Source organism: Stenotrophomonas sp. yr243, from assembly GCF_900184195.1.
Taxonomy (GTDB): Bacteria; Pseudomonadota; Gammaproteobacteria; order Xanthomonadales; family Xanthomonadaceae; genus Stenotrophomonas; species Stenotrophomonas lactitubi.
Genome location: NZ_FXWT01000002.1, coordinates 20,236 through 34,195 on the forward strand (window position 1 = coordinate 20,236; position 13,960 = coordinate 34,195).

General features: G+C 67.8%; 13 protein-coding genes and 1 tRNA gene. 5 read left to right on the forward strand and 9 right to left on the reverse strand.

The window, feature by feature from the left end; genetic code table 11:
* Positions 1–2: 2 nt before the first annotated feature.
* The 8 genes from QOL57_RS06930 to QOL57_RS06965 form a co-directional block, all read right to left on the reverse strand.
* A tRNA-Asn gene (locus QOL57_RS06930) sits at positions 3–79 on the reverse strand.
* A gap of 22 nt (positions 80–101) precedes the next feature.
* Positions 102–572 (reverse strand): 23S rRNA (pseudouridine(1915)-N(3))-methyltransferase RlmH, encoded by a 471-nt coding sequence (rlmH, locus tag QOL57_RS06935; RefSeq protein ID WP_025879294.1) that lies wholly within the window; start codon positions 570–572, stop codon positions 102–104.
* A gap of 63 nt (positions 573–635) precedes the next feature.
* A complete protein-coding gene (gene rsfS, locus QOL57_RS06940; RefSeq protein WP_089236374.1) occupies positions 636–1,049 on the reverse strand; it encodes a ribosome silencing factor in 414 nt (137 codons plus the stop codon).
* A 58-nt stretch (positions 1,050–1,107) separates the two neighbouring features.
* Positions 1,108–1,773 carry a nicotinate-nucleotide adenylyltransferase gene (nadD, locus tag QOL57_RS06945; protein WP_089236375.1) on the reverse strand — a complete coding sequence of 222 codons (666 nt, stop codon included), beginning with the start codon at positions 1,771–1,773 and terminating at the stop codon, positions 1,108–1,110.
* A gap of 3 nt (positions 1,774–1,776) precedes the next feature.
* Entirely contained in the window at positions 1,777–2,814 is a 1,038-nt protein-coding gene (holA, locus tag QOL57_RS06950; protein WP_089236376.1) for a DNA polymerase III subunit delta, read from the reverse strand.
* A gap of 12 nt (positions 2,815–2,826) precedes the next feature.
* Positions 2,827–3,402: an LPS assembly lipoprotein LptE gene (lptE, locus tag QOL57_RS06955; RefSeq protein ID WP_089236377.1), complete on the reverse strand. Its 576-nt coding sequence runs from the start codon at positions 3,400–3,402 to the stop codon at positions 2,827–2,829.
* Positions 3,403–3,541: 139 nt separating this feature from the next.
* Complete coding sequence (leuS, locus tag QOL57_RS06960; RefSeq protein WP_089238039.1) at positions 3,542–6,181, reverse strand: leucine--tRNA ligase; 2,640 nt, start codon at positions 6,179–6,181, stop codon at positions 3,542–3,544.
* A 105-nt stretch (positions 6,182–6,286) separates the two neighbouring features.
* The gene (locus QOL57_RS06965) at positions 6,287–6,895 is read right to left on the reverse strand and encodes a DUF998 domain-containing protein (protein ID WP_089236378.1); all 609 of its coding nucleotides are present in this window, start codon (positions 6,893–6,895) and stop codon (positions 6,287–6,289) included.
* Between the two features lie 153 nt (positions 6,896–7,048).
* On the opposite strand from QOL57_RS06965, the gene trxA reads away from it, so the two are divergent.
* From trxA to QOL57_RS06990, 5 genes are all read left to right on the forward strand, one after another.
* Positions 7,049–7,906: a thioredoxin gene (trxA, locus tag QOL57_RS06970; protein WP_089236379.1), complete on the forward strand. Its 858-nt coding sequence runs from the start codon at positions 7,049–7,051 to the stop codon at positions 7,904–7,906.
* Positions 7,907–8,013: 107 nt separating this feature from the next.
* Complete coding sequence (locus QOL57_RS06975; RefSeq protein WP_089236380.1) at positions 8,014–9,714, forward strand: FecR domain-containing protein; 1,701 nt, start codon at positions 8,014–8,016, stop codon at positions 9,712–9,714.
* The gene (locus QOL57_RS06980; RefSeq protein WP_089236381.1) at positions 9,711–11,345 is read left to right on the forward strand and encodes a CHASE2 domain-containing protein; all 1,635 of its coding nucleotides are present in this window, start codon (positions 9,711–9,713) and stop codon (positions 11,343–11,345) included. The genes QOL57_RS06975 and QOL57_RS06980 overlap by 4 nt, the downstream gene beginning before the upstream one ends.
* Before the next feature lie 89 nt (positions 11,346–11,434).
* Positions 11,435–11,887 carry a DUF4442 domain-containing protein gene (locus tag QOL57_RS06985; RefSeq protein WP_032975063.1) on the forward strand — a complete coding sequence of 151 codons (453 nt, stop codon included), beginning with the start codon at positions 11,435–11,437 and terminating at the stop codon, positions 11,885–11,887.
* Between the two features lie 53 nt (positions 11,888–11,940).
* Positions 11,941–12,660, forward strand: a complete 720-nt coding sequence (locus QOL57_RS06990; RefSeq protein WP_089236382.1) for a hypothetical protein — start codon at positions 11,941–11,943, stop codon at positions 12,658–12,660.
* A gap of 7 nt (positions 12,661–12,667) precedes the next feature.
* Here QOL57_RS06990 and QOL57_RS06995 read toward each other — a convergent pair whose 3' ends face one another.
* Positions 12,668–13,939 carry a hypothetical protein gene (locus tag QOL57_RS06995; RefSeq protein ID WP_244900651.1) on the reverse strand — a complete coding sequence of 424 codons (1,272 nt, stop codon included), beginning with the start codon at positions 13,937–13,939 and terminating at the stop codon, positions 12,668–12,670.
* Positions 13,940–13,960: the final 21 nt, after the last annotated feature.

Below are 13,960 nucleotides of genomic sequence, written 5' to 3' on the forward strand. Positions count from 1 at the left end.
AGTGGCGCCCGAAGTTGGACTCGAACCAACGACCCCCTGATTAACAGTCAAGTGCTCTAACCGGCTGAGCTATTCGGGCAGACCGCCAGTATAACGACTCTTCACGCGCGATGGTAGGGGTGATTGGCCAACATCGCAGCGGCGCGATACAACTGCTCGGCCACCACCAGCCGCACCAGCATGTGCGGCAGCGTCAGCGGGCCGATCGACCACTTTTCATCGGCCAATGCAGACACTTCCGGCGAATGGCCTTCCGGCCCGCCGATCAGGAACGCCAGGTCCCTGCCCTGTCCGCGCCAGTGCTCCAGGCGCTGCGCCAGTTGTTCGGAACTGAGCTGGCGGCCCGGCACGTCAAGTGCAACGACATAGGCATTCTTCGGCAACGCAGCGATCACCCGCTTGCCTTCGTCTTCGGTGGCGCGGCGTGCGTCCCGCCCTTTGCCGCGCAGGCCGGGCTCGATCTCGACCAGCTCAAAGGGCAACCAGTGCGAGAGCCGCTTCTGGTACTCGGCAAACCCCTGCGCCACCCAACTGGGCGCGCGTTCGCCGGTGGCGATCAGGCGGGCTTTCATCAGCATTCCTCCAAAACGTCGACGGCGCCATCGGCGCCGTCGAAAACCGCATCAACGAATGGCTCAGGCCACTTCGTCGTCGTCGTAGGACGGCGGCTGGTCGCCAACGGTCCACAGGCGCTCAAGCGCATAGAACTCGCGCACGCGCGGCAGCATCACGTGCACGATGACGTCGCCCAGGTCGACCAGCACCCATTCGGCTTCACGCTCGCCTTCGACACCCAGCGGCATGACGTCGATCTTCTTGGCGAAGCGTACGACCTCGTCGGCGATGGACTTCACATGGCGGGTCGAAGTACCCGACACGACCACCATGTAGTCGGCGACGCTGGACTTGCCGCGTACGTCGATCTCGACCGGGTCCTTGGCCTTCAGGTCTTCGGTGGCTTGACGGACGCTGGCCAGCAGTTCCGGCACGGAGGGCGCGGGGCTGGGCAGATCGACCTTGATGGTCTGGGGCTGGGTCTGGTTGCTCAAAGCGGGTCGACTCGATAAACGTGGGGGCGATTATACGGCCACATCGCGGCAACGGTATTCACGAGGTGGCGGAGCGGTACAGGCCGTGGCCAGAAACATAGTCGGCCACCGCCGGTGCCAGCATGGCCCGCCAGGGGCCGCCCGCGGCGATCTGGGCGCGCACGGCACTGGCCGATTCCTCGCGCAGCGGGTGGTGCAGGCGCAGGATGCGGCCGGCCGGGCTGGCAAACAGGGCCTGCTCGTTGTCGGCCCAGCGCCCCTCGGTGGCCAGACCCAGCGCGCCGTCGACGCTGGCCCGCAGCGGACTGCCCGGACGCTCGGCGACGATGAAATGGGCCAGCCCGAACAGCGACTGCCACTCATGCCAGCTGGGCAGGCCCAGCAGGCTGTCGGCCCCCACCAGCCACGCCAGCGGGCGGCTGGGGCCAAGTTCGGCCCGCAGTTCGCGCAGGGTATCGACGGTATAGGACGGCCTGCCGGGAAAGCGCGCCGCCCGATCCAGCTCACGGCGATCCAGCAGCAGGCCCGGTTCATCGCCGATGGCCAGGCCGAGCATGGTGCAGCGTTGTTCGGCGGTCGCGCCCGGCACCGCGCGGTGCGGCGGGTCGGCAGCAGGCAGCATCCGCACCGCCACCTGCAGTTCATCGCGCGCAGCGCGCGCGATCGCCAGATGGCCCAGATGCACCGGGTCGAAGGTGCCCCCGTAATAGATCCGCAGGCTCATGGATCAGGCCCGGGCGAGCAGCCGCACCGCGCGTGCCTCGGCCACCGCCACCAGCAGGCGCTCAAGCGCGAGCCAGGCGTCGCCGTCGGCGCGCCCCTTGGCGATGCGGTCAACCAGCCCTGCTTCGGCCACGAAACGCTCCCAGCGCTTGCCTTCCGGATGCCGCTGCAGCGCACGCTTGTAGGGTGCCTGCCGCGATTCCCAGATACCGCGGAATTTCATCTCCGCAGCCAGATTGCCGCCACGTGCCTGTACCCGCGCCAGGCCGGCACCGGCCAGCAGTTCGCGGATCACGATCGGCATCAGCGCGGCCACGGCCTCGCCTTCGCCGCGCAGACCGGCCAGCATCCTCAGCACGGCCTGTGGCTGGCCGGAGAACGTCGCCTCCACCAGCCGGAACACGTCGTAGCGGGCGGCATCAGCCACCAGCGATTCCATCCGTTCCACGTCCAGGGTCTGGCCATCGGCCAGCAGTGCGAGCTTGTCGATCTCCTGCGCTGCGGCCAGCAGATTGCCTTCCACGCGCTCGGCCAAGCGCTGCACGGCGGCAGGCTCGGCGCGCAGGCTTCTGCTGCGCAGGCGCCGTTCGATCCAGTCCGGCAGCTCATGTGGCTTGATCGCCCAGGCCACCGACAACACGCCGACACGGTTCACCGCCTCGGCCCATTTGCCCTGGTGGGCCTTGCTCCATTCATTGGTGGTGATCATCAGGATCACGTCCGGCGCCGGATTGGCGCAGAACTGGCTGATCACCTCGCCACCTTCCTTGCCCGGCTTGCCACTGGGCAGGCGCACTTCCACCAGGCGGCGGGCGCTGAACAGGCTGGGGGCGTGGAAACTCGCGTCGAGCTGGTTCCAGTCGAAATCGCGGCCATCGGCATCGAACACTTCGCGCTCGTCGATGCCGGCCGCGCGTGCACGGGCCCGCACGGCGTCGGCTGCCTCCAGCACTCTCAGTGTTTCCGGACCGGCGATCAGATAGACCGGCGCCAGCGCCGTGTCAGCGCCCTGCCCGGCCAGCTGTTCCGGTCGCAGTTCCATCAGGCGCCCGGCTCAGTGCTTGACGGCGGGTGCGGGCTCGACCGGATCGTGCTCGACCGGCTTCGGCGCCGACAGGCTGCCGCCCTTTTCCAGCTCGGCGCGGACCACGCTGTCGATGCGACGGATGATCGAGGCCGACATTTCCCGGCGCAGTTCATCGGCCAGGATCTCGCGTTCGGTGGTGGTACCGGTGGCGTCGGTCGGTGGCGACACGTAGTCGCGCGACAGTTCGATCACCTGCTGCGGCACCAGCTCGCTGCCGTCTTCGCGGCGGAAGATGAAGATCACCGCATAGCGCAGGCTGTATTCCTGTGCGCGGCCCTGCGAGTCGATCGCGATGGGCAGGTCGCCCCAGCGTTCGGACAGGACCTGCAGCTGGGCATTGGGGCCCTTGCTGTCCTCATCGGCCAAGCGCGCACCGGAGGCCAGCAGGCTGCGGTTCAACAGCTTGACCAGCTCGCTGTAGGGCGCGGTGGATACCACCTTCACCGGCGCCGTATCGGTCGGCAGCATCAGCTTGTTGCGCAGGTGGAAACCACAGCCGGCGAGGCCGAGGACGAGAACGAGGGCAAGCAGGATTCGGGTCATGGAGACAGTCTGGCGGAGCCGGGCGATCACGGCAACAGACAGGGTGCCCGAGGCCGCGTGAATGCAGGGCCATCGGCCGGGCACGCCCGGCGTGGCGACAACGCACCGGCCACCAGGATGGCGGCCGGTGCCGGGTACATCAGGCAGCGACGATGTTCACGATCTTGCCGGGGACGATGATGATCTTGCGCACCGCCAGGCCTTCCAGGAACTTGGCCGCGTTCGGCTCGGCCAGGGCCAGCGCTTCAACCTGCTCACGCGCGGCGTCGGCGGCGACCTCAATGGTGCCACGCAGCTTGCCGTTGACCTGTACCGCCAGGGTCAGCGCATCGCGTACCAGCGCGCTGCTGTCGGCCTGCGGGAACGGCTGGTCTTCCAGCAGCGTTTCGCCATGGCCCAGCACCTGCCACAGGGCGTGGCTGGCATGCGGGGTGATCGGGTTGAGCAGCAGCACGATGGCCTGCAGCGCTTCCTGGCGCACGGCGCGCCCCTGTTCACTGCCGTCCTCAAACTTGGCCAGTGCGTTCATCAGCTCCATCACCGCGGCAATGGCGGTGTTGAAGCTGTGACGACGGCCGTAGTCGTCACCGACCTTGCCGATGGTCTCGTGGGTCTTGCGGCGCAGGGCCTTCTGGCTGGCATCCAGCGCGGCCGCGTCGAGCACCGGTGCGGCACCGTCGGCAGCGTGCTTCTGCACCTGTGCCCACAGACGGCGCAGGAAGCGGGCCATGCCGTCCACGCCGGCTTCGTTCCATTCCAGCGACTGTTCCGGCGGTGCAGCGAACATCGAGAACAGGCGCACGGTGTCGGCGCCGTACTTGCCGACCATCGCCTGCGGGTCCACGCCGTTGTTCTTCGACTTGGACATCTTCTCGGTACCACCGACCACCACAGGCTGGCCGTCGGCGATCAGGGTGGCGCCGGTGATGCGGCCGCGCTCGTCGCGCTGCACGTCCACATCGGCCGGATTGATCCAGTCCTTCGAGCCGTCCGGGTTCGGGCGGTAGTAGGTCTCGGCGATCACCATGCCCTGGCACAGCAGGTTGCGCGCAGGCTCGTTGCTGTCCACCATCCGCGCGTCGCGCAGCAGCTTGTGGTAGAAGCGGAAATACATCAGGTGCAGGATCGCGTGCTCGATGCCACCGATGTACTGGTCGACCGGCAGCCAGTAGTTGCCGCGCTTGTCGACCGCATCGCGGGCACCCGGCGAGGTGTAGCGGGCGTAGTACCAGCTCGACTCCATGAAGGTATCGAAGGTGTCGGTCTCACGCTCGGCCGCGCCGCCGCATTCCGGGCAGGTGGTCTTGCGCCATTCCGGATCGGTCTTGATCGGCGAACCGGTACCGGCGAACGCCACGTCTTCAGGCAGCACCACCGGCAGCTGGTCTTCCGGCACCGGCACCGCGCCACACTTGTCGCAGTAGATCACCGGAATCGGGCAACCCCAGTAGCGCTGGCGACTCACGCCCCAGTCGCGCAGACGGTAGTTGACCCGGCGCTGGCCCTGGGCCTTGCGCTCGAACCGTTCGGCCAGCGCCTCGAAGGCGCCCTGGAAGTCGAGGCCGTCGAACTCTTCGGAGTTGACCAGTTCGGTCTCGCGGGTCTTGTCGCCGTACCAGTCCTGCCAGCGCGTCGCGTCGTAGGCGCCTTCGTCCTTGCGCAGCGACTTCAGCGCGATGACCTGGCGGATCGGCAGGTTGTACTTGTTGGCGAATTCATTGTCGCGCTGGTCGTGACCCGGTACGGCCATCACCGCGCCGGTGCCGTAGCCCATCAGCACGAAGTTGGCGACCCACACCGGCACCTGGGCACCGGTAACCGGATGCACGGCGCGCAGGCCGGTATCCATGCCGCGCTTTTCCTGGGTCTCCAGCTCGGCCTCGGACACGCCGCCCTGCTTCATTTCCGACAGCAGCGCAGCCAGTTCCGGGTTGTTCTTCGCGGCATGCAGCGCCAGCGGATGTTCGCCGGCGATCGACACGAAGGTCACGCCCATCACGGTATCCGGGCGGGTGGTGAACACGCGCAGCGGATCCAGTGCGGCGCCATCGACGTCACGCACGTCGAACTGGATTTCCAGGCCTTCGGAGCGACCGATCCAGTTGCGCTGCATGGTCTTGACCGAGTCCGGCCAGCCGTCCAGCTCATCCAGGCCGTCCAGCAGTTCCTGGGCGTAGTCGGTGATGCGCAGGAACCACTGCGGGATCTCGCGCTTTTCCACCAGCGCGCCAGAGCGCCAGCCACGGCCATCGATGACCTGCTCGTTGGCCAGCACGGTCTGGTCGACCGGGTCCCAGTTCACCACCGCGTTGCGGCGGTAAGCCAGGCCCTTGCGCATCAGGCGGGTGAACATGCGCTGCTCGTGGACGTAATAGTCCGGGCGGCAGGTGGCGAACTCGCGCGACCAGTCGATGGCATAGCCCAGCGACTGCAGCTGGCTGCGCATGTGGTCGATGTTCTTGTAGGTCCAGGCCGCCGGCGCGGTCTTGTTCTTGATCGCGGCGTTTTCCGCCGGCAGGCCGAACGCGTCCCAGCCCATCGGCTGCAGCACGTTGTGGCCGGTCATGCGCTTGTAGCGGCTGATCACGTCGCCGATCGTGTAATTGCGCACGTGGCCCATGTGCAGCGCACCGGACGGATACGGAAGCATCGACAGGCAGTAGTACTTCGGCTTGTCCGAGGCTTCATCGACCTCGAAGGCACGGGTAGCATCCCAGTACTGCTGGGCGGCGGATTCAACCTGCTGCGGATCGTAAACGTTGGGTTCGACGCTGGTCATGTAACACGCGGTTGCGGCGGCAAAGCGGTACAGCGTACCGCAGTGCGGCAAATGGCTCCAATCCTGCCTGCCGGGCCGGTGCGCGGCGAGGCAGCAGAAACCGTCTCAGCGCCTGCGCGACAGGGGCAGGGCCAGGGCCAGCCACACCGCCCAGCAGGCAAAGGCCAGCCGCTGCGCCAGCGCCGCCGGCAGTACACCCGGCAGGCCGAACGCCAGCAGGCCGGCGCCGATCCCGCAGGCCAGCGCCAGCAGGCCCAGCCTGCGCCCGCCGGAATGCCGCAGTCGTGCCGCCCCCAGCATCACGCTGCCGGCGACAAAGGCCAGCGCCCAGACCATCCACACGCTGGCGTGCAGCTTGCTGGCCGGGCCCTGCATGTCCATCTGGTCCTCGAAATCCAGCGGCAGCAGGCCCATCGCGATGAAGGCAAGCGCAGCCAGCAGCAGCATCTGGCTGCCCACGCGTGCCGTCCAGGCGGCGTCCACCGGCAGTTGCCGGCGCAGGCGCTCGGCCACGACCACCGCCAGCGCACCCGGCAGCACCAGGCCCAGCAGGTTGAAACCCAGCGCATGGGGAATGCCGTGCGCGCCCAGCCAGGTCACCGGATGCAGTGCCTGCGAATAGTCCGGCAGCGCCGCACCGAAGCCGGCCACCGACAGCACGAACAGGGCTGCGGCGAGCACGCCCACCCAACGATCCAGCCGAACCACGGACATCGCAGCCACTCTTCAGAAGAACATCAGGACATTGTCGCGGCAGGCGGCACCTGCGCCAAGCTGTCCGGGATTTCACGATGGGTATGACCGCAGGGTTGAGACCGACATGGTTCGTCACCATAGAATCGGTCTCCAGATGCCGAACGATGCCCCATGACCGAGACGACCTACGTATTCGACGCCACCACCGCTACCTTCGAGGCGGAAGTGCTGCAGAAGTCGCTGCAGACGCCGGTCCTGGTGGACTTCTGGGCGACCTGGTGCGAACCGTGCAAGACCCTCGGCCCGATGCTGGAGAAGCTGGCCGGCGAATACAACGGCGCCTTCGAGCTGGCCAAGGTCGATGTTGACAAGGAACAGCAGATCGCTGCGGCCTTCCAGATCCGTTCGGTGCCCACCGTGTTCCTGGTCAAGGGTGGGCAGCTGGTGGACGGCTTTCCCGGCGCCCTGCCGGAAGGCCAGCTGCGTGAATTCCTGGCCCAGCACGGCGTCGTGCCAGCCGATATCGGCGACACCATTGCCGAGGACGAGGCCCCGCTGGACCCACAGGCACAGGTGGACGTACTGCGCGCGCAGATCGCCGCCGAGCCGGACAAGGATGAGCTGAAGCTCGACCTGGCCCTCGCGCTGCTGCAGGTCGGCGGCGTGGACGAAGCCGGCACCCTGATCGATGCCCTGCCCGCCAACCTGGCCACCGACGACCGCGCCGTGCGTGGCCGCGCCCGGCTCTCCTTCGCCGCCGCGCTGAAGGACGCCCCGCCCGCCGAGGTGCTGGAGGCGCGCATCGCCGCCGACGGCAAGGATCTGCAGGCGCGTCACCTGCGCGGCGTACAGCTGCTGCTGGCCGGCGAGGATGAAGCTGCATTGGAACAGTTCCTGGAGATGCTGCGGATCGACCGCGGCTTCCAGGAAGGACTGCCGCGCAAGGCGCTGATCGATGCCTTCAACGTCATCGCCGACGAAGACCTGGTAGGCCGCTCGCGGCGCCGGATGGCCTCCCTGCTGTTCTGAACGGCAACGGCACCGTTCAGAATCCCTGCACTGAACGCGGGCAATAATGCCCGCGATGGTGGCCTCCAGGGCCGCCACGATCCGTTCGGGGGGATGAGGTCGGGGCCATGGGGTCTTGCAGCTGCGCCCCCGCTTTGCCGGGACTGCATTCCGTGACCGTTGGCCGCTCGTCGTCTTTCATCATCCTTTTCCTGCGCGCACTGTTGTGTGCCCTCTGCCTGTTGCCGGCGCTCGCCGGCGCGCAGGACTGGAACTACCGGGTCCGCCCCGGCGATACCCTGTGGGACCTGGGCGCTGCCTACCTCAAGCCGAGCGTGGGCTGGCAGCAGCTGCAGCAGCACAACCGCATCGATAATCCGTACCGGCTGTCGCCGGGTGAGCTGCTGCGCTTCCCGATCGGCTGGCTGCGCGTTGAACCCGCCCCGGCGCGGGTACTCGCCGTGCGTGGCCAGGTTGAACTGAGCGCGGCCGATGGCAGCAGCAGCCGCGCCGTGCGCGCCGGCGAGCAGCTGCACATCGGCGATGCGATCCAGACCAAGGCCGACTCCAGCATCACCCTTGAATTTGCCGACGCCTCGCGGTTGCAGCTGCGCGAGTACTCACGCCTGCGCCTGGACCAGCTCAGCCGCTATGGCCGCACCGGCATGGTCGATACCCGCCTGCGCCTGCAGCAGGGGCGCGCCAGCAACCGGGTCACCCCTGCGCGCGGGCCAGCCTCTCGCTACATCATCGATGCACCGACGGCCACCAGCAGCGTGCGCGGCACCGTGTTCCGGGTCAGTGCCGGCGATGACGCCCAGGCCGGCGCCACCGAAGTACTGGAAGGCAAGGTGCAGGTCGGCAACCCGCATGGCCAGCGCCTGGTACAGCCCGGCCAGGCCAGCCGCAGCGCGAGCAGCGGAACGGCACCCGAAGCGGTTTCCGGTCTACTGCCGGCACCGCACCTGCGTGCCGATTCGACCCGCCTGGGCGCCTTGCCGGCCCAACTCGCCTGGGAGCCGGTGACGGGTGCCGATCACTACCGGGTAGAAGTCGTGCAGGCCGCCACCCCGGAAATCCTGTTGTTTGCGGCCACCACCACCGACACCGGACTGGTGATCGGCGAGCTGCCGCCGGGAGCGCTGCGCCTGCTGCTGCGTGCAGTGGATGCGCAGGGAGTGGAAGGTCTCGATGCCAGCGAGGATTTCCTCCTCGGCGACCAGCCGCCACCGCCGCTGACCCTTTCCCCGGTGCAGGGGCAGACGGTCAACAGCGACCGGCCGCGCTTCCACTGGAGCCAGGCGCCCGGTGCCAGCAGCAGTGTGCTGCAGGTGGCCGACGAACCGCAGTTCCTGCAGCCGCTGCGCGAGCAGAGCACCGATGGCACCGACCTGCGCTTGGGCGAGCCGCTGCCTCCCGGCCAGTACTACTGGCGGATCGCTTCGCGTGATGGCCAGGGCCATCAGGGTCGCTATGGCCAGGCACTGACACTGCAACTGAGCAATGAACCGGTGGATCCGGCGCTACAGCCGCCCGAAGCCACCAATGGCGAGCTGACTCTGCGCTGGCAAGCGGGAAGCGATGGGCAGCGGTACCGGGTGCAGGTCGATCGTCGCGGTGATTTCAGCGCGCCGCTGATCGATAGCACCGTTGACGAACCGCAGGTCAGCCTCAAGCGCCCGTGGCGCGGCACGCTGCACATCCGTGTGCAGTACATCGACGACGACGGCCACGCCGGCCCGTTCTCGCCTGCCCAACAGGTCAAGCTGCCATGCCGCCTGTGCTACGGCGCGGGCGGCGGTGTCCTGCTGCTGTGGCTGTTGCTGTGAGGCGCTCGCCGCTGCCGTGGTCGCGACGCATCCTGCTGGCCCTGCTGGCGGGTGCCGCGACTACGGTGGTCAGCCACGGCCAGTGGCTGTGGCGGCAGGATGAAACGGCGTACGACCTGATGGTCGGCAGCTGGGATTACCGCCCCGACCCCAGCGTGCTGATCGTCGCCATCGACGAGGGCAGCCTGCAGCGGCTGGGTCAGTGGCCGTGGCCGCGCTCGGTGCATGCCCGCCTGCTGGACCGCCTGACCGACGCTGGTGCCGAGCGCGTCGCGCTGGACCTCATGCTGTCCGAGCCCGACCGCCGCGATGCACGCCAGGACGCCGAGCTGGCCGCGGCGATCCGTCGCAACGGCCGCGTGGTGCTACCGGTGCTGGCCGCGCCGGCGGCCGGCGACCGCATGGCCGAGGAGATGCTGCCGATCCCGCTGATTGCTGCCAGCGCTGCCGCCATGGGCCATAGCGATGTTGAAGTCGACGGCGATGGTGTCGCCCGAGGGGTTTACCTGCATGCCGGCATCGGCCAGGCGCACTGGCCGGCGCTGGGCCTGGCGTTGACCGATCTGCCGCCGCAACGCGCACACGGCCTGCCCGACCCCGACCCGGCGCTGGACTCGCCCTATCAATGGCGCCGCAATGATTACGTGCGCGTACGTTATGCCGGGCCACCGGAACGCTTGCCACAGGTGTCCTACGCCGATGTGCTGGAAGGGCGCGTGGATGCCTCGATGCTGCGTGGCAGGCGCATCGTGGTGGGCATGACGGCCAGTGGCATCGCCCTCCGCCTGTTGACACCCACCACCCGCGAATACTGGATGAGCGCTAGCGAGTACCAGGCCAACATCGCCTCGATGCTGTTGCAGGACAAGCAGATAGACGTGTTACCCCGCGCCTGGCAGGACACCCTGGCCGGCATGCTGGTGGCAATGTGCGTGCTGCTGCTCGGGCTGCGCCTGCCCTGGGTGGTTGCCCTGTGCTCGCTGCCCGCCGCGCCGCTGCTGAGCTGGCTGCTGCTGCGCACTGGCAGCCTCTGGTGGGCGCCGGCCAGCGCCCTGCTCGGCATCGTGCTGGTGCTGACGGCGTGGGCGACCTGGCGGATCGCCTCCTGGCACCGCCAGGCCAACCGTGATGCGCTGACCGGGCTGGGCAACCGCCTGCGCTTCGAACAATCGCTGCAACAGGAATGTGATGCGGCGCGCCGCAGTGGCAAGCCACTGACCCTGGCCCTGATCGATGTCGACCACTTCAAGCACCACAACGATCGTCATGGGCATCAGGTCGGCGATCGCGTGTTGTGCGAAGTGGCCCGCCTGATCCAGGCGCATGCCCGGCGCCCCCGTGACATGGCCGCCCGCTACGGCGGCGACGAGTTCGCACTGGTGCTGCCCGACACCCCGGTTGAAGGCGCACGGCAGGTAATCGAAGACCTGATCTCCTGCATACGCGCCCTGCCGCCGCCCGGCGATGGCAGCGACACGGGTGTCACCCTGACCATCGGCGTCTACACCCGTGTGCCGGACAGCGACCTGCAACCGCATCATTTCGTCGAAGGCGCCGACAACGCGCTTTACCGGGCCAAGGACAATGGCCGCGACGGCTATGTGATCGACGGCGGCACGCCCGGGCCATAGCGGCCGGCAGGCCTGATGTGGATGCCACGGGCTACAACATACGCATGCGAATGGTTAGACTGGGGCCCCGCCCCCTGCCCGGTTCCCGCATGAAAGCCAGCACGTTCCGCTTCGGCATCAATCTGTGGCCACCGTTCCTGTTCACCGGCATCCATGTCACCCGGATCACCCCCGACTACCGGCAGATCGACGTGGAACTGCGCCTGCGTCCCTGGAACCGCAACTACGTCGGCACCCACTTCGGCGGCAGCCTGTTCGCGATGACCGATCCGTTCTGGATGCTGGGTCTGATGCACACCCTGGGCCGTGACTATTACGTCTGGGATCGCGCAGGTGCGATCGATTTCCTCAAGCCCGGCCGCGGCACAGTACGCACGTCCTTCCGCATCGACGACGCCCTGTTGGATGAACTGCGTACGGCGGCGGCCGGTGGCGAAAAAGTGCTGCGCTGGTTCAGCAACGACGTGGTCGACGAAGCCGGCGAGGTCGTCGCGCAGGTACGCAAGCAGGTCTATGTGCGCTTGAAGCCACACGCACGGTAAAGCGGGCCGGCTGGCGCCCCGCTATCCTCTGCAGCCCTGCCATGGAGGCTGCAATGCGCCTTTTCGTCCTTGCTGCGGCGCTGACCGCCCTCCCCTTCGCAGCCAGCGCACTGGACGTGCCGCCGGTGCGCTATCCCTCCCTGCCGGCGCACGCCGCTACGGCCGAGGGGTTCGTACCTGCCGGCTGGGCGCTGGAATACAGGATCGAAGGCGACCTCGACCAGGATGGGCGCGCCGACCTTGCGCTGGTGCTGCGCCAGCAGGATCCGCGCAACATCATCGAGCACGATGGGTTCGGGCCGTCGCCGTATGACAGCAACCCGCGCATCCTCGCCGTCGCCTTTGAGCGACCGTCCGGTTATGTGCTGGCCGCGCAGAACCAAACGCTCATTCCACGGCCGGACTCGCCCGTGCTCAGCGATGCGCTGGCCGAAGGCACCGGCGTGTCGATCCAGCGCGGCGCACTGCGGGTGGGGCTGTACTCGTTCTCCAGCGCGGGCAGCTGGTCAACGAGCACCACCACGTTCACGTTCCGCTGGCAGGAAGGCGACTTCGCGCTGATCGGCTACGACCGCGACTCGATGATGCGCAATTCCGGACAGACCGAGGGCCTCAGCGTGAACTTCTCCACCGGCAAGGTGAAGCTGACCGAAGGCAGCATGCAGGACGACAAGGAACAGGTGCGCTGGCAGACCCTGGGTGACCGCAGGCGCTGGACGCTGGACAGCGTTGGCGATGGCTGGGCGTTCAATCCACTCGGCGACGGCGGCTGAGCCCGGGTCAGCCCTCCCGCAACGGCATCGACAGATACGGGCCCTCTCCTTCGCGCGCCGGTCCACGCCGCAATACCTGCAGGTGGCGACCGTCGGCAGACAGTTGTGGCGCGCGGGTGTCCGAACGCCATTGTGCGGGCAACCGCACCAGTGCCTCTGCGGGCGCTTCGGGCTGTTGCCGCAGCCAGCGCTGCGCGCCAAGCAGGCGGATCATCGCCGCTGCGTCCTGGCTGCGCGCCGCGTACTGTGCGTAGGACGGCCCGGCGATGGCGCTCAATGTGCATCCCAGCGGATTGGCCACGCAGCCCACGTCCCATCGGGGCGATGGCGGGACAAGGAGCGGGACATCGGCTGCCAGCGCCTTTGCTGCAGCGGGGCGGCACGCCCAGCCGAAATTGCCGGCAATGCGGGCCAGGGTGTGGTCGCGATCCAGCAGCAGACGGCTACCTGCTGTCTGCGTGGACGCCTCGATGGCGGCCTTGTTCATCGCAAATTCGCCCTGCATCGCTTGGCACAGGCTCTGCTCGTCGGCGTCCAGCGGCTGCAGCGCCGCCTCGCAGGAGGCGGGCAGCACGTAATCGGGCGATTGCTCGACCAGCATGTCGCCCAGCAATGCAGCATGGGACCTCACCACGGCGGCACCCATCATGCTGTCCACCAGCGTGCTGCCGGTGCGCATCATCCGCCGCCCGAACCGAACCGATCTGCAGCCTGCCTCGACGGCACCGGCAACATCGCCCTGCAGATAGGCCAGTGCCTGCGCACTGGTGCCATCCAACAGCGGCGTGTACGCCGGTAGTGGCAGGAGTTCGCTTTCGAAGGGCTGGAACGGGGAATCGAAACGATCGTAGTCCACCATCCGCGCCAGTCGCTGGTGCAGGCCGGCATGCTCGGCGTGGGCGTCAGCGAAGCGCTGCGGATCAGCGCGCACCTGTGCCAGGCAGCCGACGGGCCCGACGGCACAACGACCTGCCCCATCCAGAGTCAACGGTGCGTGCCCGGCCGCCAGCAACGAGGCGTGCGACGCCTGCGATGGCGAGGCCTTCCAGCGCTGCAGATCGTCGGCCAACGCAGCCTCACGCTGGGCCTGGTCCAGCCCATCGAAGGGCAGCGTCCACAGCAGGGCGAAGCCGTTGCGACCTTCGTTGGGTTGCACGGCCTCAAGCAGACGCCTGTCTTCCCGCTGGGCGGCCGACAACGGCCAGAACCTCGACAGCAGCCATGCCGCGACGGCCATCACCACCAGGGCCAGCATTGCCCAGCCAAACCACCGCAGCATCTTCAACACAGCATCCTTTCC

Coding starts and splice junctions, on each gene's coding strand:
- rlmH (WP_025879294.1), bottom strand. CDS start 572: ATGAAAGCCCGCCTGATCGCCACCGGCGAACGCGCGCCCAGTTGGGTG.
- nadD (WP_089236375.1), bottom strand. CDS start 1,773: ATGAGCCTGCGGATCTATTACGGGGGCACCTTCGACCCGGTGCATCTG.
- holA (WP_089236376.1), bottom strand. CDS start 2,814: ATGGAACTGCGACCGGAACAGCTGGCCGGGCAGGGCGCTGACACGGCG.
- lptE (WP_089236377.1), bottom strand. CDS start 3,402: ATGACCCGAATCCTGCTTGCCCTCGTTCTCGTCCTCGGCCTCGCCGGC.
- leuS (WP_089238039.1), bottom strand. CDS start 6,181: ATGACCAGCGTCGAACCCAACGTTTACGATCCGCAGCAGGTTGAATCC.
- QOL57_RS06965 (WP_089236378.1), bottom strand. CDS start 6,895: ATGTCCGTGGTTCGGCTGGATCGTTGGGTGGGCGTGCTCGCCGCAGCC.
- trxA (WP_089236379.1), top strand. CDS start 7,049: ATGACCGAGACGACCTACGTATTCGACGCCACCACCGCTACCTTCGAG.
- QOL57_RS06975 (WP_089236380.1), top strand. CDS start 8,014: ATGGGGTCTTGCAGCTGCGCCCCCGCTTTGCCGGGACTGCATTCCGTG.
- QOL57_RS06985 (WP_032975063.1), top strand. CDS start 11,435: ATGAAAGCCAGCACGTTCCGCTTCGGCATCAATCTGTGGCCACCGTTC.
- QOL57_RS06990 (WP_089236382.1), top strand. CDS start 11,941: ATGCGCCTTTTCGTCCTTGCTGCGGCGCTGACCGCCCTCCCCTTCGCA.
- QOL57_RS06995 (WP_244900651.1), bottom strand. CDS start 13,939: ATGCTGCGGTGGTTTGGCTGGGCAATGCTGGCCCTGGTGGTGATGGCC.